General features: G+C 68.7%; 16 protein-coding genes. 13 read left to right on the forward strand and 3 right to left on the reverse strand.

The genetic code is table 11. The features are described from left to right. Positions 1-7 precede the first annotated feature (7 nt). From AC3EU2_RS00065 to AC3EU2_RS00120, 12 genes are all read left to right on the forward strand, one after another. On the forward strand, positions 8-2,302 hold the full coding sequence (locus tag AC3EU2_RS00065) for a heavy metal translocating P-type ATPase (RefSeq protein WP_488177712.1): 2,295 nt from the start codon (positions 8-10) through the stop codon (positions 2,300-2,302). 1,087 nt (positions 2,303-3,389) lie between these two features. Further along, entirely contained in the window at positions 3,390-4,082 is a 693-nt protein-coding gene (locus tag AC3EU2_RS00070; protein WP_488177713.1) for an ATP-binding cassette domain-containing protein, read from the forward strand. Beyond that, entirely contained in the window at positions 4,079-5,620 is a 1,542-nt protein-coding gene (locus AC3EU2_RS00075) for an ABC transporter permease (RefSeq protein ID WP_488177714.1), read from the forward strand. The genes AC3EU2_RS00070 and AC3EU2_RS00075 overlap by 4 nt, the downstream gene beginning before the upstream one ends. A 364-nt stretch (positions 5,621-5,984) precedes the next feature. After that, positions 5,985-6,218, forward strand: a complete 234-nt coding sequence (locus tag AC3EU2_RS00080) for an ArsR family transcriptional regulator (protein WP_488177715.1) — start codon at positions 5,985-5,987, stop codon at positions 6,216-6,218. 35 nt (positions 6,219-6,253) lie between these two features. Continuing rightward, positions 6,254-6,817, forward strand: a complete 564-nt coding sequence (locus AC3EU2_RS00085) for a TlpA family protein disulfide reductase (RefSeq protein WP_488177716.1) — start codon at positions 6,254-6,256, stop codon at positions 6,815-6,817. A 4-nt stretch (positions 6,818-6,821) separates the two neighbouring features. Continuing rightward, a complete protein-coding gene (locus AC3EU2_RS00090) occupies positions 6,822-7,571 on the forward strand; it encodes a cytochrome c biogenesis CcdA family protein (RefSeq protein WP_488177717.1) in 750 nt (249 codons plus the stop codon). A gap of 42 nt (positions 7,572-7,613) precedes the next feature. Continuing rightward, positions 7,614-8,039, forward strand: coding sequence for an ArsR/SmtB family transcription factor (locus AC3EU2_RS00095; RefSeq protein ID WP_488177718.1), 426 nt, complete (start codon positions 7,614-7,616; stop codon positions 8,037-8,039). Then, on the forward strand, positions 8,036-8,929 hold the full coding sequence (locus tag AC3EU2_RS00100; RefSeq protein WP_488177719.1) for a cation diffusion facilitator family transporter: 894 nt from the start codon (positions 8,036-8,038) through the stop codon (positions 8,927-8,929). Before AC3EU2_RS00095 ends, AC3EU2_RS00100 begins: the two co-directional genes overlap by 4 nt. Then, a complete protein-coding gene (locus AC3EU2_RS00105) occupies positions 8,926-9,705 on the forward strand; it encodes a cation diffusion facilitator family transporter (protein WP_488177720.1) in 780 nt (259 codons plus the stop codon). Before AC3EU2_RS00100 ends, AC3EU2_RS00105 begins: the two co-directional genes overlap by 4 nt. Beyond that, on the forward strand, positions 9,702-10,049 hold the full coding sequence (locus AC3EU2_RS00110) for a DUF3703 domain-containing protein (RefSeq protein ID WP_488177721.1): 348 nt from the start codon (positions 9,702-9,704) through the stop codon (positions 10,047-10,049). Before AC3EU2_RS00105 ends, AC3EU2_RS00110 begins: the two co-directional genes overlap by 4 nt. Positions 10,050-10,137: 88 nt before the next feature. Beyond that, positions 10,138-10,824 (forward strand): DsbA family protein, encoded by a 687-nt coding sequence (locus tag AC3EU2_RS00115; RefSeq protein ID WP_488177722.1) that lies wholly within the window; start codon positions 10,138-10,140, stop codon positions 10,822-10,824. Continuing rightward, positions 10,817-11,443, forward strand: a complete 627-nt coding sequence (locus AC3EU2_RS00120; RefSeq protein ID WP_488177723.1) for a vitamin K epoxide reductase family protein — start codon at positions 10,817-10,819, stop codon at positions 11,441-11,443. The genes AC3EU2_RS00115 and AC3EU2_RS00120 overlap by 8 nt, the downstream gene beginning before the upstream one ends. A gap of 138 nt (positions 11,444-11,581) precedes the next feature. Here AC3EU2_RS00120 and AC3EU2_RS00125 read toward each other — a convergent pair whose 3' ends face one another. The 3 genes from AC3EU2_RS00125 to AC3EU2_RS00135 form a co-directional block, all read right to left on the reverse strand. After that, positions 11,582-12,847 carry a hypothetical protein gene (locus tag AC3EU2_RS00125; RefSeq protein ID WP_488177724.1) on the reverse strand — a complete coding sequence of 422 codons (1,266 nt, stop codon included), beginning with the start codon at positions 12,845-12,847 and terminating at the stop codon, positions 11,582-11,584. A gap of 167 nt (positions 12,848-13,014) precedes the next feature. Beyond that, positions 13,015-13,359 carry a hypothetical protein gene (locus tag AC3EU2_RS00130; RefSeq protein WP_009774514.1) on the reverse strand — a complete coding sequence of 115 codons (345 nt, stop codon included), beginning with the start codon at positions 13,357-13,359 and terminating at the stop codon, positions 13,015-13,017. Positions 13,360-13,493: 134 nt separating this feature from the next. Then, on the reverse strand, positions 13,494-13,820 hold the full coding sequence (locus tag AC3EU2_RS00135; protein WP_488177725.1) for a hypothetical protein: 327 nt from the start codon (positions 13,818-13,820) through the stop codon (positions 13,494-13,496). Positions 13,821-14,076: 256 nt separating this feature from the next. On the opposite strand from AC3EU2_RS00135, the gene mobF reads away from it, so the two are divergent. Beyond that, entirely contained in the window at positions 14,077-19,827 is a 5,751-nt protein-coding gene (gene mobF, locus AC3EU2_RS00140; RefSeq protein ID WP_488177726.1) for a MobF family relaxase, read from the forward strand. Positions 19,828-19,834: the final 7 nt, after the last annotated feature.

A 19,834-nucleotide genomic window follows, 5' to 3' on the forward strand; every position in this document is an offset into this window, starting at 1 on the left:
CAGCACCATGAGCACGCACGTGGACGACGTTCAGCAGCACGACCGGGAGGTCGAGCTCGTGATCGGCGGCATGACCTGTGCCTCATGCGCAGCCCGCATCGAGAAGAAGCTCAACAAGATGCCGGGCGTCAACGCCAGCGTGAACTACGCGACAGAGAAGGCGAAGGTCCACTTCACGACCGACGTAGAGCCTGACGATCTGGTCGCGACCGTCCAGGCCACCGGATACACCGCTGCCCTCCCCACCCCGCCGGTCAAGGGCCAAGCCGTCGAGGACGCCGCACAGCGCACCAAGGACGAGGAGGCCGCCGCGTGGCGACAGCGCCTCACCGTCTCGGCGGTCCTGACTATCCCCGTGCTACTGATGTCGATGATCCCGGCCCTGCAGTTCGACAACTGGCAGTGGCTCTCGCTGACACTCGCATCCCCCGTCGTCGTCTGGGGCGCGCTGCCGTTCCACCGGGCCGCCTGGACGAACCTCCGCCACCGCGCCGCGACCATGGACACCCTCATCTCCGTCGGCGTCGGCGCCGCATGGCTGTGGTCCCTGTGGGCACTGTTCTTCACCCACGCAGGAATGACCGGCATGCGAATGCCCTTCGACCTACTGCCCAGCCGGTCCGACGGTGCACCCGAGCCGCACATCTACCTCGAGGTCGCAGCGGCGGTCACCACCTTCATCGTGGCCGGCCGCTACTTCGAGGCGCGTGCGAAGCGCACCTCCGGCGCCGCACTTCGCGCACTGCTCGACATGGGCGCCAAGGACGTCGCCGTGTTGCGCGACGGTCCCTCCGGACCCACCGAAGTCCGTATGCCGGTCGGGCAGCTGAGCGTCGGCGACCGTTTCGTCGTCCGCCCGGGCGAGAAGATCGCCACCGACGGCCAGGTCGAGTCCGGCAGGTCCGCCGTCGACGCCTCGATGCTGACCGGTGAGTCCGTTCCCGTCGAGGCAGGCCCGGGAGATCCCGTGGTCGGCGCCACCGTGAACGCCGGCGGCCGACTCGTCGTACGCGCCACACGCGTCGGCTCGGACACCCAGCTGGCCCAGATGGCACGGCTCGTGGAGGACGCCCAGAACGGCAAGGCCGAGGTCCAACGCCTCGCGGACCGCGTGTCCGCCGTCTTCGTGCCGATCGTCATCGGGCTGTCGCTGCTCACCCTCGCGGCGTGGCTCATCACGGGCAGCTCAGCCACGGCAGCCTTCACCGCGGCAGTAGCGGTGCTCATCATCGCCTGCCCCTGCGCCCTCGGCCTCGCCACGCCCACGGCACTCCTTGTCGGAACCGGTCGCGGCGCCCAGCTCGGCATCCTCATCAAGGGGCCCCAGATCCTCGAGTCGACCCGTCGTGTCGAAACGATCGTCCTCGACAAGACGGGCACGGTCACCACCGGGCACATGGGCGTCGCCGCAGTCCACCCAGTCGTCGGCGAGGACCTCGAAAGCGTCCTGTCGATCGCCGGTCCGCTGGAGGACGCCTCCGAGCACCCCATCGCCCGCGCCATCGCCAGGCACGCCAGTGACGCCGGGATCGACTTCGCCCCGGTGGAGGACTTCACCAACCATGGGGGCAACGGAGTCTCCGGCACCGTCCGTGGTCACGCGGCCATGGTGGGCCGACGTTCGTGGCTGGCTGACGAGTGGTCGCTGCACGTTCCGGGCGAGCTGGAGGCGTTCGCTGAGACAGCGGAGAGCGAGGGCCGCACCCCGGTGTGGGTCGCCTGGGACGGCCGCGTACGCGCCGTCATCGTCGTCTCCGACACCATCAAGGACACCTCCGCCCAGGCGATCGCCGAGCTCCGCCACCTCGGACTGCGCCCCATCCTCCTGACCGGTGACAACGCCAAGGCGGCGCGAGCAGTCGCGACGCAGGTCGGCATCGATCACGACGACGTGATCGCCGAAGTTCTCCCTGCCGACAAGGTCGACGTCGTCAAGCGCCTACAGGATGCAGGCGCCGTGGTCGCCATGGTCGGCGACGGGGTGAACGACGCCGCCGCGCTCGCCCAAGCCGACCTCGGACTCGCGATGGGGACCGGCACTGACGTCGCCATCGAGGCCTCGGACCTCACCCTGGTCAGCGGTGACCTACGGGCCGCGCCTGACGCCATCAGGCTCGCACGCGCCACCCTGCGCACGATCAAGGGCAACCTGTTCTGGGCCTTCGCCTACAACGTGGCCGCCTTGCCTCTCGCGGCGTTGGGCCTGCTCAACCCGCTGATCGCCGGCGCTGCCATGGCGTTCAGCTCCGTGTTCGTGGTCAGCAACAGCCTGCGACTGCGCCGCTTCAGTCCCACACGCTAGGACTGGACGAACAGCTCCAGCACCTCCTGCTTGGCTACCTGGTCTGGCCGTTCCTACGCGTGCTAGCCGACGGAGCACGATCAGGTCGTCGGGGCCTGGATCCTCGGGCGACCCGACCGCGTTCATCGCCCGCCGCCTTCGGGAAGCGGGCGCCGACCATGAGCCGACGGTGCGATGGCACCGTCGGCTCGTGGTGTCTGGGCGTCAGCAGGTGTGGGAGGGGTCCCACATCGAGCTGCCACGGTGCATGCCGGGGTTGTGGGTCTGGTCGAAGCCCATGGACTGGGCGCATTCTCGAACATGCTGGCCGTACGTGGCGGCGTCAGAAGGTGCGGCCGATGCCGAGGTGGATGCCAGAACCACCCCGAGGGCAACGGATGCTGTTGCGGAAGCAAGTCTCAATGCGAAGCGCGTCATGTGACGTTCCTTCTTGTCCTGGATGTTTCGTGGTTAGTTGCCACCGCGTGTCCGGAGAGGTCCGGAAGCGCTGACCCTTGATAAGGGGCCGTCGTACCCACAATGGGTGACGCTTGGTGCCGGGTTCGATGACACCACCCTCCTCGCCGGACCCGCGTTGCACAGTCGCATTTCCGTGAAGGTTCGCTGAAGATGCGCGTCCGTCGATGCTCGGGAACAGGCGCCATCGCAATGACCAGGACCGACACGCGGTCAGGCGCGCCGCGGCGGCGGCCTGATCCACAGCCGGGCGCTCGTCGAAGCCCTCAGACCTCCACGACCACACCAATGCGGCGAGGGTAGCGATGGCGATGGGCGCGATCACGGCGACGGCAAGCCGGCGCATCGGCGCCGAGTCGTCCACCCCGTGACGCGCGTGGTGTCCGCCCACGGGGCACCGACTCCTTGCAGGGGTGAGGGCCAGCCAGTCGGCGCGACGCGGCAACCTCGATGTTATCGGGCGCCACGGAGGCCTCCCCTGGGCTGGGAGGACCCCGCCACCTGACACCGGGTCCTGACACCGGTCTTCAGGGGATCTTCACTGTTCGACAGGCGGGATCTTCATGGCCGGGCGGCATGGTGGTACTGACCGGACATCCGGATCGAGCCGTCATATGGAAGGTGCGAGGTGATGACGATGCCAGCAGGGGTGCCCCTGGAAACGGTTTCCTCCCCGCGCAGCCTTGAAGGCGAGCCTTTCGCGGTGTTGGATGCGGTCGGTCTCGAGAAGACGTATCCGCGGCGAGGGCTACGCAGACCCCAACCGGTGCTCACGGGTGCCAGTCTGTCGTTGGGTGCTGGAGAGGTCGTGGGGCTGGTCGGTGAGAACGGGTCCGGCAAGTCCACCCTCATGCGCATACTCGTGGGTGACTTGGCTGCCGATGCCGGAACGGTCTCAACTGTCGGCCAAGTCGGGTACTGCCCCCAGCAGCCGGTGGTGTACCCGCGGTTGAACTGCGACGAGCACTTCGAACTGTTCGGTCGGGCCTACGGAATCGCCTCCACGGCCGAGCGTCAAAGCCGCCGGTCGCTCTACCTTGCGCTGGGGTTCGAACGGTATGCGAGGACGCGCACAGACCAGCTCTCAGGGGGCACCCTCGCGAAGCTCAACCTGGCTCTTGCGTTGTTGCCGGATCCGGAAGTGCTGCTGCTCGATGAGCCGTACTCCGGCTTCGACTGGGACACCTACGTGCGGTTCTGGGAGATCGTCGCTGACCGGCGCGCCCGCGGACGGTCAGTCCTCATCATCAGCCACTTCGTCACTGACGAGGAACGCTTCGACCGGATCGTGGAGGTCCGGGACGGCAGGACACACCAGCGATGACGCACTTCCTGCTCCGGAGGTTCCTGGCCGACTACGGCCGCAACGGGGCCAATCTTCTGTTTCTCGTCGTGGTGCCCGTGACGTTCGTTCTTGCCGCAGCACCGGCACTGTCCAACGCCGCCAAACTCTTGGGTGGTGCGGGAGGCGGGCCGGCCATCGAAACCGTGACCGCAGGTTGGGCAGCGGCGTTCCTCTCCGCCATCGCCATGTACTTCCAAGTGTCTGGCGCCCGGAGAGCCGACGCCCGGTTGGTGACCGCAGGTATGCCGCCGCGCCAGCTCCGGGCCGCTCGCCTGCTCACCGGAGTCGTCTTGGCTGGTCTCGCCAGTGCCGCCGGTTTGGGCGCGTTGTTCGCGCGAGGTGACGTAGAGAACGTGTGGAGAGTGGCGGTTGGCACTCTGCTGTTCGCCCTTGTCTACATCGGCTTGGGTGCGGCGGTGGGCGCATTCGTGCCGAACGCCGTCAACGGCTCGGTCTTGCTGATGTTCATCTGGATTCTCGACGTCTTCTTCGGACCCACCCTCAGCGGAACTGAGTCGCCGATTGTCCGTTTTCTGCCCACGCACTTCGTGTCCCTGTGGACCGTGGACCTTCCGGCAGGGCATGCCGGACTGAGCGAGCTCGCGTGGTCCGCGATCTGGGTCGTGGGTGCGCTCCTTCTGGCGTTCGTCGTCGTGGCGCACGGTGGCACCGGCCGTAGCGCAAGTCAGGCCCGGGGTCATGGGTGGGTCGCGCAGCTGCTTGTGGGGTTGAGGATGGGCTGGCGCGACTGGATACGAACTCCGGTGCTGTGGGTCCTCTTGGCTGCTGTTCCAGCCGTATTCATCCTTCTGTCTGACGCAGTCACCCCCCACGGCCAGACTCCCGTGGTGCTGAGGGAGGTTGGGGTTTCGCGCGTGAACCTGGTGGACCCGGCCCTCATGCATGCGGGAACCATGGCCCCCATCGCGGTCGCGTCACTTGCTTCGCTCGTGGGCGTCTTCATGGTCCTCGACTCCCGCGCCGCCGACCGCCGACTGGTACTCGCCGGAGAGCGCCGCGCCGCACTGGTTGCTTCACGGCTGGTCCTCGTGTTCGTCGCGACCGGAGTCGCCACCGCGGTGTCGCTCGCTGTCACGGCCACCGTCTTCCAGCCACGCCAGTGGGGCGTATACATCGCGGGCGTCGTTCTAGTGGCGGTGACATACGCGGCAATCGGCACGCTTCTCGCCCCGCTCTTTGGCAGAGTCAGCAGTGTTTTTCTTGCATTCCTCATCCCGTTCCTCGACCTCGGCATCTGGCAGAGCCCGATGCTGCGAGGGGAGCCAGAAGATTGGGCGCAGTGGCTTCCCGGGTACGGCGGCATCCGCCTCGTCATCGACGGCGCTTTGACCCCCAGCTTCGATGAGGCGAACTCGGCTGCCGCCGCGCTCACCTGGCTGGCCGTCCTACTTGTCGCCGCCGGCGGGGTCATCGCCCCTCGAAGTCGCTTGGCGGTTGGCCACGTTCCCACGGACTCCACCGACAGGCCGTCACCTCGTGCGTCCGCGCCGGTCTAGAGCTAACCGAGGCAATTGCTGGCCTGTCACCGAGGGGCAGCCCATTCGATTGCGCGAAACCGATGCGCTGGCCGCGCCTGAGAGGTGCCGCCACGCAAGCCCCCTCGGCCCCCCATAGATCAGGTGTCACCGAACGTCCACAGTCCCCTGTCCAGTACCCCGCGGTCGCCCCATTGTCCCCGGCGCAGACCGCAACCAATACCATCGCCACATGACGATGAAAACCGCGGTTGACGCTCCTTGTGCTGCGCCGTCGTTCAGTGAGGGGACAGACGCGTTGACCGCGGCTGCCTGCCTCTTCCGCGGTTTCAGTGATCGATCCCGACTGGCCATCGTTCAACACCTCGCTCTGGGGTAACTGCGGGTGGTCGACCTCACGCGCCAGCTTGGGCTTGCCCAGTCGACGGTCAGCAAACACCTGGCTTGTCTGCTCGGTTGCGGGATCGTCAGTGTTCGTGCGCAAGGTCGAGCCTCGTTTTACTCTCTGGCGCACCCGCACTCCACGATGGAAGTCTTGGCCGCAGCCGAACGTGTATTGTCCGCGACCGATGCGGCGGTCACCCTGCGCCCCGAGTACGGCACTCGGGCTCTCTCATGAGCCGGTCGCGTGCGGCAGTCGCGCTCGCCTCATGCGTGGCAGTCCTTGCGCTCGGCGCGTGCACCTCCGACCCCAACTCGGTCGCCGGACAGGCCAAGAAGGGCGACCAGAAGGGCTACATCGCCGGCAACGGCGCGATCGAGCAGATCCCGACGAACCGGCGGCTCAAGCCCGTCACGCTCGAAGGGACGACGCTCGACGGCAGGCGCTGGTCCAGCACATCCGAGCGCAGCAACCAGATCGTCGTCATCAACACATGGGCGTCCTGGTGTGCACCCTGCCTCACGGAGATCCCGGACCTGCAGAAGGTATGGACTGACGTCCAAGCGGCCAGCAAGCCGGTGCAGCTCATGGGCATCAACTTCCGCGAGGGCCCCGAGCGCGGCGCGGCCCTGGCCAAAACCATGAAGATGACGTATCCCAGTCTCTCTGACGAGGACGGGACGCTCATTCTCGCCTTCGGGCGGCAGGCCCCAGCGACAACGCCGTCCACGCTGATCCTCGACCTTGATGGCCGGGTCGCCGCTCGCGCCAACGGGGTCGTCTCCGCCACGACGCTCCAAGGCCTCATTGATGACGTGCTGAGCTCCGGGTCCTGATCCGGTGACAGAAACGATTGCCTCCGGTGCCCTCCCGCTCGCCATTCTCGTGGCCGCACTGGCCGGGCTGGTGTCTTTCGCCTCGCCTTGCGTCCTGCCCCTGGTACCGGGCTTCCTCGGATACGTGACGGGACTGAGTGACACTGCCCTTGAGCAACGTTCACGGGGACGGATGATCCTTGGTGCAACGCTGTTCGTCCTCGGATTCGCAACCGTCTTCATCGTCGGGTCGATCTTCATCGCCACCCTCGGGCGGTCACTCATCGAGCACCGTGCACTCCTCATGCGCGTCGGAGGAGTGCTGGTCATCCTCATGGGACTCGTCTTCCTCGGACTGGGCGTCAGTGCAGGGTCACAACGCCAGCTTGCGCCATCGTGGCGACCACGCGCTGGACTGCTGGGTGCACCTCTGCTGGGCGCCGTTTTCGGGCTCGGCTGGGCGCCGTGCACTGGCCCGACGCTCGCTGCGGTCATGACTCTTTCGGCCTCGACCATGAACCCAAGCTCCGGACGAGCGGTCACCCTCGCGGCGGCATACGCTCTCGGTTTAGGAGTGCCCTTCATCCTCGCGGCGGCTGGCATCGAGAAGTTCGAACGTGTGGCGGGTCTTGTCCGACGCCACCACCGTCTGGTTCAGCGCCTCGGCGGCGGGCTGCTCATTCTCGTTGGCCTTCTCTTGCTCACAGGACTGTGGGAGGCGCTCACGAGATGGCTCCAAGCAGAGCTCGTGTCCGGGTTCCAGATGCCGATCTGACGCTATGTTGGCGCGGGGGAAGATCGGGTCTAACATCTGATCATGCGCTCAGATGACACGGTTATTGGGCTCGATGGTTGTTCAGTGCAGTGCGTCCATGCCGAGAAGGTTCAGGTCGTGTTGGACGCCTCGCTTCCGATGGACGACTTGAACCGCGTGGCTGCCATGTTCAAGCTGCTCGGTGACCCGACTCGTGCGCGACTGTTGTTCGCCCTCTTGGAGGCAGGTGAACTGTGCGTGTGCGACATGGCCGCCGCCACAGGCACGCAGGAGGCGACGGTGTCGCAATCGCTTCGGATGCTCCGCGCGTCCGGTGTTGTCACCGGGCGCAGGCAAGGACGCCTTGTGTTCTACCGGCTAGCGGATGCGCACGTGCGGATGTTGCTCGACCTGACCCGCGAGCACATCGCTCATGATGTCGACGGGGCCCGGAACGCTGCCACTGGTTCCGCTGAGGTGCGCTCGTGAGCGGCAGCCACGGGCACGCGGGCGGAGCACACCGGTGGCGGTTGCGTCTGGCGTTCGTCATGGTCGCGGGCTTCTTCGTCGTCGAGCTGGCCGCTGGGTTGATCTCGGGGTCCTTGGCGTTGCTGTCTGACGCTGGCCACATGGCGGCTGACGTGGTGGCCTTGGGTGCCGCCCTGGTAGCGACTCGTATCGCCACGCGCCCGGACAGCACCGGCCGGAGAACGTTCGGCTCGTACCGTGCTGAAGTCTTCGCCTCGGGACTTGCCGTCCTGCTGATGCTCGGGGTGTCGGCGTACATCACCATGGAGGCCATCGGACGCATTGGCCGTGACGCCGAGATTGCCTCCGGTCCGATGCTGTTGGTGGGTGCCGTCGGACTGGTCATCAACTTGGTCGCGCTGTTGCTGCTTCGTGGAGGTGCCAGCGAGAGCCTCAACGTCAAGGGCGCCTACCTGGAGGTGGTCGCGGACACCGTCGGCTCGATCGGCGTCATCGTCGCCGGGGTGATGGTGGCTGCCACGGGCAACGCGTGGTGGGACACCGGCATCGCCTTGGCCATCGCGGTCTTCGTCGCTTTTCGGGCCGTTTTCTTGGGCAGCGAAGTGCTCGCGGTACTCGCTCAGCATGCCCCGGCGGGCATGGATCCCGACAAGGTCGACCGTGCTTTGGCGCGCGTTCCCGGTGTGACCGACGTCCACGACCTTCACGTGTGGACCCTGACCTCGGGCATGAACGTGGCCACAGCCCACCTCGTGACCGACAGCAACGCTGACCCCCATGCCGTCCTGGATAGCGCGCGGATGGTCATGCGCACCGACTTCGGCGTCGAGCACGCCACCCTGCAGGTCGAACCCGACACTCACACCGGATGCAAGGAGGTCACGTGGTGACCACATGGACCACCTTGGCGACGCCAGCGCGCCGCGCGACCTTGATGCGACGCGCGCAACTGCTCGCAGCCGCGTCCGTCGCCTACAACACGGTCGAGGCCGTCATCGCCATCACGGCCGGGAACATCGCTGGATCCTCCGCGCTCGTGGGGTTCGGCCTGGATTCCCTCGTCGAAGTCTCCTCCGGGCTGGTGATCCTTTGGCAGTTCCGCCACCCCATGCCCGAGAGTAGAGAACGCACCTCGCAGCGCCTCATCGCCATCTCGTTCTTCGCGCTGGCTGCCTACCTCACCGTCGAGGCCGGACATGCCCTGCTCACCGGAGCCCAGCCGGACAGCAGCCCCGTCGGCATCGGCTTGGCGATCGCCTCTCTCGCCGTCATGCCGTTCCTGAGCGTGTGGCAGCGACGGACCGGTCGCGAGCTCGGCTCCGGAGCCGTCGAAGGTGACGGCACCCAGACCCTGCTGTGCACCTACCTGTCCGCAGTGCTCCTGATCGGTCTGGTGCTCAACGCGTCCCTCGGCTGGACCTGGGCCGACCCGGTAGCAGCCTTGATCATCGCCGCAGTCGCCGTCCGCGAGGGTTGGGAGAACTGGCAGGGGGACGACTGCTGCACCCCCGCGGCCCTCTCCGCCGTGAGGGAGGGCTCCGCCGGTGCCACCGGTTGCGCCGACGACGCGTGTTGCGCCTCGGCACCGTCTGAAGGCGGCGAGCGGACCAAAGCGGAGCGCGAACCTGCGCCGGTAACGCTCTCCCGGGGCGAGGATCGGCAGTGAGCCGCCGGATGCCCGCCGCCGTGCGGACGGCGTTCGAGGCGGAACTACGCAAGGCGCGGAGGTCGGCGACGAGCGAGCAGCGTTGGTCGGCGCTGGAGCGGGCCCACATCCTCTCCCAGCCATGGCCCTGGCCGCACACGCAGGCGCACGGCGTCATGCTTCGCGCGGCGTGGAGGGACCGTGACCGGCGAGAAACGATCGGTCAGTTCGTCCGGCTCCTGGTCGCCGCTCCTGGATCGGCCCTCGGGCGCTACCCCGAGGGCAACACCGGCCGTGCGACCGTTCCACTGATGGCGCCAATGCCCGTCCCCACGGACCTCGCTGAGATCCTCGCCGACCGCTGAACCAAGCCGCCGTGACTTCACCCGGAACCTGACCTAGCCCTCACCCGTTCGCCGAGCGAGCCCTTCCCCTGCCTTGGAGATGTGACCCATGCAAGCCCCGAAGACTAACGCCGTGAAACGCAATGTCATCGTCTCGTCACTCGTCGTCGCGACCTTCGTCGCGCTCGTCACTGCTGCGCTGACTCTGGGCGCCAAAACCGCCGCCCCCGCCGACCCTGCCGATGCCGCGACCGGGACGGCGACCGGCAAACTCGTCCGCGACGACAGCCACCGTCTCGGAGCTGCAGGAACAGGCAAAGTCGTCCTCGTCGAGTTCCTGGACTTCGAGTGCGAGTCGTGCCGTGCCGCGTTCCCCGTCGTGGAGGAGCTGCGGGCCACGTACGCAGGCAAGGTCGACTTCGTCGTGCGCTACTTCCCCATTGACAGCCACGCCAACGCGGTCAACTCGGCTATCGCCGTCGAAGCCGCAGCCCAGCAAGACAAGTTCGAGGAGATGTACAAGCGCATGTACGAAACTCAGGCCGCCTGGGGTGAGCAGCAGGAGTCCAAGGCCTCGGTGTTCCGCGGCTTCGCGCAGGAACTGGGTCTCGACATGGCTGCCTACGACAAGGCCGTTGCCGACAAGGCGACTCTGGAGAGGGTGGAGCGGGACCGGCAGGACGGTCTCGACCTCGGCGTGCAGGGAACACCCACCTTCTTCCTGAACGGCAAGAAACTCGAACCGACGTCGACGCAGGACTTCCGCGACAAGATCGAAGCTGCCCTTAATGGCTGAGACCATGCAGGCCCCACCGCCCGTTCGGGCAGAGGCAGTAAGCCAAGCGGGACGGGGCACAGCATGGGCGTTCACGATCACCGGGCTCGTCGGACTGGCCGCAGCGTTCACCCTGCTGGTGGAGAAGATCGCTCTGCTCAAGGACCCGGCCTACGTGCCCTCGTGCAGCATCAACCCGGTACTGTCCTGCGGCTCGGTCATGAACACCGAACAAGCCGCAGCCTTCGGCTTCCCCAACCCCATCCTCGGCGTCGCAGGGTTCACCGCCCTCCTGACCATCGGCGTGGTCCTACTAACCCGGGCGACGTTGCCAGGGTGGTTCTGGTGGGGCATTCAAGCCGGGACGACCTTCGGGGTCGTGTTCGTGCATTGGCTCATCTTCCAAAGCCTCTACCGCATCGAGGCGCTGTGCCCCTACTGCATGGTCGTGTGGATCGCAGCCATCGCCGCGTTCGTCGCGGCAACCGCCCAGAACGCCAAGAGCGGCCGACTCCCACTTCCACCGCCAACCAAAGACATCGGGTCCTATGCCCCCAGCGTGGTCACCGTATGGCTCGTGCTCATCGCCGGACTCATCCTGGTCCAGTTCTGGGACTATTGGGTCACGCTGCGCAGGTGATCGGACGGGCGCTCCGTGGACCGTCTACCGGTGGCTCGGCCGCATGGTCGTGCCGGCCCGAATGCCCCGTCCCGCGATCGGGGATTCCCACCGCGTTCAGGCCGCGGCCGGGATGACCGGAGGCCATGCCGGTCCGTCTCATCGTGACCGTGCACGCACCGGCTGCGGGAGCCTCAATCCAGACGCAGGGATCCTGACCTTGGGCGATGAGGTGGACATGGTCGGCCTCGGCAGCCATACCCCGGCGTGCGCGGCGGCCTGGTTGGCGGTGATCAACTGTTCGGCGCGGTGGGCCTCTCGGTCGCGAACCACCGGGGTGAGAGGGATCTCCCGGTTCAAGGTCAGGTCCTTGATCCCGACATGGGCGGCGTCGCCGCTGCCCGGAACAACGCCACCTCTGGGGGTGGTGCCCGCAGTGATCGCGGCGGCGTTGACGGCCCGGGCAGGGAAGGTCACGGCCGGGTCGGTGGCGACATCGTGGATCAGGTGGGCCAAGTCGGTGGACGAGGACAGCACCGTCGCCAAGGTTCGCGCTGCGGCGGTCAGGTCGATGCGGGCGACGATCACGTCACGGGCGGCCGTGCTTGAGCCGTCAACGGTGATCTCACGCAGGGCGGCCCGGGCCTCGGCGGCCGCCCCGGTCAGGGCGGGCAGGTCAGGGCGGGCGCCGTGGGCGGCGAGCTGGGCCCAGGATCGGCCGCTGGCCGCCCATGCGGCCCGAGCCGAATCCAGGGGCTGCTCGAGCCGGGTGGCGTACTGGAACTTGTCGATGGCACCGGTGTGCGCGGCGGCGGACAGGAGCACCGCGGCGTGCCCTAGGACCAGCTCCTGGGTTCGGGCGACCAGGCGCAGGTGGCCTGCGGTGGGGTGGGCGGCGATGGCACGGTGGGCGTGCACGTCCCACGCGGCCAGGGCGGTCGCGACCCGTGAGCCGAGCGGGGCCTGGCGGTGTTCACCGGCCAGGGCGACGGGGTACGTGCGGGTGACGTAGGCGCCTGCGACCTGCTCCACCGCGTCCAGGCGATTCAGGAAGGATCGGGGGACGCTGAGGCCGCCTGGCGCGGTGATCCTGCTTCGGGGGCTCAGGGTGGCCTCAATCGAGCGCGCGTACTCGAGGACTGCGAGCCGCACACCGTGTGCGGTGAGGTACAGGGTGTGGATGATTCGGGTGCGGGCGGCATCGGCGTCGGCGCGCACGGCGGGGTTGCCGCTCGAGTGGGGTGCACCGTGCCGGTCGACGAGCTCAGCTGCCCGGGCGAAGCTGTCCGCGATGCTTTGCAGCCGGGGCTCAGTGGGTCCGGGGCCGGGCCACCGGCCGCTGCGACTGCCGCGGTGCAGGACCGCGGTCATTGCCGCCACCCGCGCCATCGGGTCGGTGGCTGAGGAGCTCGCGGTCAGGGTCACTGACGGTGTGGGTAGGACTGACCACAGGGACGCCGCCGTTTGCACGACCTCGGGCCAGGTGCGCAGCATCGCGGCGGCGTTCAGGTCGCTGAGGTCGATGAGGACGTCGCGGGCGGTGTGCTCGGCGTCCAGGAGGAGCTCTCCGACGCTGCGGTGGTCGCGGCCGGTCATGGCGTGGACCGGACGATCAGGTCACGTAGGTCGGTCACCAGGGCCGTGGTTCCGGGCGGCAGGTCCTCGATCGGGTGCGCGCGGATCAGCTGCTCCGCGCTCCGCAGCAGTGCCAGCGGGTCGCGCTCGGCCGGCGCGGGGACGTCGTCGACGCTGACCCCCGCTGGCAGCAGCCGCAGCGCCTGCGAGGTCAGCAACGCCGCACACACCGCGAAGTCGCACTGGTCAGCGTCGGTCCCGGGCAGGTCGACGGCGCGGACCTCTGCGGTGATCAGGGACCGGGCGACGCGCTGAAGCGTCTCCACGCCGTCGGGGCCTGCGGTGGGGCGTGTGGGGTTCATGGCCTCTCCTTCACGGGTTCGTTTCCTTCACGATGCGCGCGGCTGCGCACGGAATCGCAGGGGCTGCGTCGATGTGTGGACGGCGCACGCCCCGGCACGTAGTTGTGCACGAACTGCTCCCACCTGCACGTCGATCACTGCTCGCCGGCATCGGTGGCGGCCTGCGCGAGGCGGCGCAGTCGGGCGGCCTCCCGGGTGGTCACCGACCCGGCGCACCACTGCGCCGCCTCAGCCGCGCCCACCCTCTCGTCCACGACCAACGCACGCAGGGCATCGCCGGCCTGGCGCTCGAACCGCGCCACGACGTCGTCGCGTTCCCGCAACGCGGACAGCACCTGCACGCCCAAGGCGGCGCACCTTCGGTCGCGCTCCAGCCGCTGGCGCATCAAGCTCGCCTGAGCCTCTGCCGCCGCGCGACGCGCCGCCTGCCGCGTGGCCTGCTTCCCCTGGTTCGAGTTCACTGCCCTGCTCCCCTTTGCTGATCGCCGGCACCTCCCAAAGCCACCGACCCGCCCACTTGTGGACACCCATCACCTGTCACGTCGAAGTACCGTCCCACCCCACCGACCGCGAACTACCCCCGTGACGCCCCCAGCCGTCACGTCCCTCCCCCAAAACCGTCAATCTCATGTCCTACACACCTCATGCACCCCCGGTCGTTTCAGTTTCAGCTACCTGTCCACTACAGGGCGGTCGGTGGCTTTGGTGGGTGTGACGATGAGCCTTCACAAGCTGACGGCGGGGTCGGGGTATGACTACCTGACCCGTCAGGTGGCTGCCCATGACCGCACCGAGGGCGCCCGTCCTGGCCTGGCCACCTACTACGCGGAGAAGGGCGAAGCGCCGGGGCGGTGGGTCGGGTCGGGGCTGGTCGGGATCGATGGCCTCGCGGTCGGGGACGAGGTCACCGCGGAGCAGATGCAGCTGCTGTTCGGGTCCGGTCACCACCCGCTGGCCGCGCAGCGGCAAGCCCGCCTGGCAGGCCCCGGTCTGACCGAGAAGGACTACCAGGGCGTTGCCCGGCTGGGCGCGCCGTACCGGGTGCACGCCGGCGACGTCAGCGTGTTCCGGCTCGAGGTCGCCCAACGTCTGGAGGAGCTCGCCGCAAGCCAAGGCCACCCCCGCGACTACCCGCTCACCGTGGACGAACGGGCCCAGATCCGCACCCAGGTCGCCGTGGAGTTCTTCACTGCCGAGCACAACCGCCCCCCAGCCGACGCCCGCGAGGTGGCGGCGACCATCGCCAAGCGTTCCCGCCAGCGCACCACCGCGGTAGCCGGCTACGACCTGACCTTCTCCCCGGTGAAGAGCATCAGCACCCTGTGGGCGGTCGCCCCCCGCGAGGTCGCCGCCCAGATCGAGCTGGCCCACCACGAGGCGGTCGGCGACGCGCTGGCGTTCATCGAGAAGCACGCCCTCTACACCCGCGAGGGCGCGCGCGGGGTGCGGCAGGTCGACGTCACCGGTTTTGTCGCTACCGCGTTCACCCATCGCGACTCCCGCTCCGGGGATCCCGACCTGCACACCCACGTCGCCGTCGCCAACAAGGTGCAAACCCTGGCCGGGAAGTGGCTGGCCATCGACGGGCGGGTGCTGTTCAAGGCCAACGTCACCGCCTCCGAGACCTACAACACCGCCATCGAGAAGCACCTGCGGACCCGGCTCGGGCTCACTTTCACCGAGCGGGCATGCACCGACCGCAGCAAGCGCCCTATCCGCGAGGTCGTCGGTGTCGACCCGCGCCTGAACGAGCGCTGGTCCACCCGGCGCGCCTCCATCCAGGCCCGCCGCAGCGAGCTCGCCACCGCGTTCCAGTCCGACCACGGGCGCCCCCCGACCGTGATCGAGTCCATCCACCTGGCCCAGCAGGCCACCCTGGAGACCCGTGACGCCAAGCACGAACCGCGCACCCTGACCGAGCAACGCACCACCTGGGCACGAGAGGCCCAAGTGGTCCTCGGCGGCCCCGACGCGGTGACCGCGATGGTGACCGCGGCCCTGTCCTCCACGACCACACCTGCCACCCCGGGCGTGGATGCGGCATGGGTGCGCTCAACCGCCAGCACCATCCTCGACACCCTGCAGGGAGGGCGTTCGACGTGGCAGGTGTGGCATGTGCGCGCCGAGGCGCAGCGTGAGGTCCGGGCAGTGGACCTTCCACCCGAGCAGGTGGAGGCGGTGGTGGACCTGCTCGTCGGGGAGGTCCTCACCGCCCGCTCAGTGCGGATCACCCGCCCCCAGGACGATGTCGTCGAACCCGAGGAGCTGCGCCGCCGCGACGGCTCCAGCGTCTATGAGGCGGCCGGGTCGGCCCTGTTCACCGCCGCCGCGATCCTGGCCGCCGAGCAGCGCCTCGTCGAGACGGCGGGTCGCTGTGACGGTCGCAGAGCAGGCGAGGACGCGGTCGCGATCGCGTTGCTGGAGCAGGCCGCGAACAGGGTCACCCTCAACGCCGGACAGACCGCGCTGGTCCGTGGGATGGCGACCTCCGGGGCCCGACTGCAGCTGGCGATCGCCCCCGCCGGGACCGGGAAGACAACCGCCATGCAGGCTCTTGCGGCCGCATGGGCTGAGGACGGTGGGACTGTCATCGGTCTCGCCCCGTCCGCTGCTGCGGCCGCGGTGCTGCGTGAGCAGCTGGGCGCCGGCACCGACACCCTGGCCAAGCTGACCTGGTCCATCGCCGACCACGACCTGCCCGACTGGGCCGAGAACATAGGCGCAGGAACGCTGGTGATGGTTGACGAAGCGGGCATGGCCGACACCCTGTCCCTGGCCGCCGCGGTCGACTTCGTGGTCGGCCGTGGCGGGTCCGTACGGCTCATCGGGGACGACCAACAGCTCGCCGCGATCGGCGCCGGCGGGGTCCTGCGCGACATCGTCGCCACCCACGGAGCACTGCACCTGAGCGAGCTGATGCGGTTCGTCGACCCCGCCGAAGGCGCCGCCTCCCTGGCGCTGCGCGACGGTCACCCTGAGGCGCTCGGGTTCTACCTCGACCGCGACCGGATCCACGTCGGCGACCTCGCCGTGGTCACCCACGACGTGTTCACCGCCTGGGCTCGTGACCGTGGCAACGGCCTTGACTCGATCATGCTCGCCCCCACCCGCGAGCTGGTCTCCGAGCTGAACCAGCGCGCCCAAGCCCACCGCCTGAACAACACCAACTCGGGGGCTGGGGTGCGGTTGGCGGACGGGAACACCGCCTACGTCGGGGAGCAGGTCATCACCCGCACCAACGAGCGCCGGCTGCGGGTCAGCGCCACCGACTGGGTCAAGAACGGGGACCGGTGGACCGTCCTCGCCGCAGGAGTCGACGGATCGCTGAGGGTGCGGCATGCGCGTCACGGGCGTGTCATCACCCTCCCCCGCACGTACGTGACCGGCGCCACCGAGCTTGGCTACGCCACCACCGTCCACGGCGCCCAAGGCGTCTCCGCCGACACCATGCACGGCCTGGCCACCGGCACCGAGTCCCGACAGCAGCTCTACACGATGCTCACCCGCGGTCGACACGCCAACCATCTCCACCTGCAGGTCGTCGGCGACGGCGACCCCCACGCCGTCATCCGCCCCGAGAACCTCCACCCGCAAACCGCCATCGACCTGCTGCAGGGGATCCTCGCCCGCGACAACTCCCCCATCTCCGCATCCACGATGCTGCGGGAGCAGGCCGACCCCGCCACCCGGCTCGCCGACGCCACCGCACGATACGTCGACGCGCTCCACGTCGCCGCCGAGCACCACCTCGGACGGTCCACCATTGCGGGCCTTGACGCGGGCGCAGACCGGGTCGTGGACGGCATCACCGACGACCCGGCGTGGCCGACCCTGCGCGCCCGCCTGATCCTGCTGGGCGCTCACGGCGGCGACCCCCTCACCCACCTCCAGACCGCCGTGGGATCCCGCGAGCTCGACACTGCCGGCGACCGCGCCGCCGTCCTGGACTGGCGCCTCGATGACACCGGCCTAGGCAACGCCGGCCCCGGACCGCTGCCCTGGCTGCCCGGGATCCCCGCCGCCCTGCGCACCCATCCAACGTGGGGCACCTACCTGGCCGCCCGTGCGAACCTCGTCACCGACCTCGCTACCCAGGTCCACGACCGTTCCCACACCGCGCCGCCCCCCGTCTGGGCATGCCAAGGCCGCGGCCGCCTTGACGCCCGCACCTTGGCCGACATCACCGTCTGGCGGGCCGCGACCGGCGTCCCCGGCACGGACCACCGGCCCACCGGCCCCAAGCAGCCGGCCAAGGCCGCTGCCCTCTGGCAGCACACCCTCGACGCCCGCGTTACCGACGGACACTCCCCCGCACTGGCCGAGTGGGGGCCGCTACTCGAGGCGATCGCTCCCACCGTCCGCAGCGACGCGTTCACCCCTGTGCTGGCCGAGCGGCTCGCCGCGATCTCCCGCGCAGGCCTGGCCGCCCACCACCTCCTCCAAGCCGCCGCCCACGAGAGTGCCCTGCCCGACGACCACGTAGCCGCCGCACTGTGGTGGCGGATCAGCCGCCACCTCTCCCCCGCCGTCGCCACCCGGATCGACGACCGGCACGACCTCACCCCCACCTGGACCGCCCGACTCGGCACCGCACTCGGGCCCGACCGCGCCGCACAACTACAGGACAGCCCGTGGTGGCCGTCGCTGGTCACCGTCATCGAGCACGCCCTCGCCCGAGGTCAGGCTCTTGCAAGCGTCATCGGCATGGCCCGCGCCATTGATCCGGCCGTCGACGTCGACCAGTGCCAAGCCCTGGTGTGGCGCCTGTCCGTCCTGACCGACCAGCCCACGTCCCTCGACCAGGGCGAGACCCCGCCGCCCCCACCAGAGGACATCGATGCTGAGATGCCCGCGGATGCCGAGCCATGGTGGCCCGCCGACCAAAGTCACCTCGTCGAGGCCCCCACCCCAGACCAGTGGGCCCAACTCAACTCCGGTAGTCAAGGAGAAGAAACACGTCCGGACCAGGACACAGTCGCGGATGATGTCGCCACCGACCTCGCCGCCGCCGCCCTGTACCGGCAGTCCATGGGCGTGTTGGAACCCACCGACGCGGAGATCCAGCGGATGCTCGACCGGGCCGCGGCGTGGGACCACGCCGTCGCCGGCCCGGCACGTCTGGCCTTCGTCAACGCCATGGCCATGGACTTCTACGCCACCCGCGTGGACACCGGTTGGGCCGGCGCCTACCTAGACGACCGCCTTCCCGGGTGGCGGACGAGTCCTCACGTCTCCGCGGGGTACGCCCCGGCATCCTGGACTGCCTTGGTGGATCATCTGGGTGGACGCGGCGTCACCAACGACGAGCTCCTCGAGACCGGGCTCACCATCCGCGCGCGCACCGGAACCATCATCGACCGATTTCGCGACCGCGCCATCCTCCCCATCACTCACGAGCACCAGATCCTGGGGTTTGTCGCCCGCCGCCACCCGAAGCTCACCGACGACGACCGGTGCGGACCGAAGTACCTCAACACCGCCGACACCGTCGTCTTCCACAAAAGCGCGCAGCTCTACGGGGCCATCTCAGAGCTGCTCGACAAGGGTGCGGTGCCAGTGCTTGTCGAAGGACCTTTCGACGCCCTCGCCGTGACCCTCACCAGTCAAGGCCGATACGTCGGCGTCGCACCACTGGGAACCGCCCTCACCGATGAGCAGGCCCGAGAGCTCGCCACGCTGAGCGCCCACTCGGTCGTCGCCACCGACGCCGACCTAGCTGGTCGCATCGCCGCCGAACGCGCCTTCTGGCTTCTCGCCCAACACGGTGCAGACCCGCTGGCCGTCGACATGCCCGAGGGGGCCGACCCCGCGTCCGTGTTCCACACCCACGGTCCGGCTGCCCTTCTCGACCTACTCGACAGAGCCCGCCCCCTCGCCGCAACGCTTATTGACGAACGGCTCGCCAACCTGCCTGCCAACGCCGCCGTTCAGGCAGCAGCCAGCATCATCGCAGCTAGCCCAGCGACATCCTGGGCCGCTCAGGCCAACACCGTTTGCGGCCGCACCATGACCCCCCTCGAGACCATCACAGGTGACCTGCGGACCGCCGCGACCCGTTGGAACAGCGCCCCAGCGGAGGTAGCGAGCGAACGCCTAGCCGAATCCGTGGCGATTCAAGCCCGCCTCCAAGCACACGCCCAAGACCCCGTGAGGCGTTGGGCCTCCCTCGCCGACGAGGTCCACCACGGCCTCAGCAGCCAGAGTGATTGGCCGGCACTCGCATACGTCCTCCAGTCGCTGGCCGACAATAACCATGACGTGGCACATGTGACCCGGGCCGCCGCGGATCGCCGTCCCCTCTCCGATCAGCCCGCACAAGACCTGCGGTATCGACTCATTGGGCTCCTGCCGCCCCCTGCACATGACAACCCGGTTCACGACAGCCCGACCGCGCCTGGCCTGCCGAGTCGCAGACAACCACCCAGCATGCACCGCCCCATGCAACCGAGTCGCCGCGCGAACCGATGAGCTCGGC

Source organism: Knoellia sp. B-D-2, assembly GCF_057714695.1.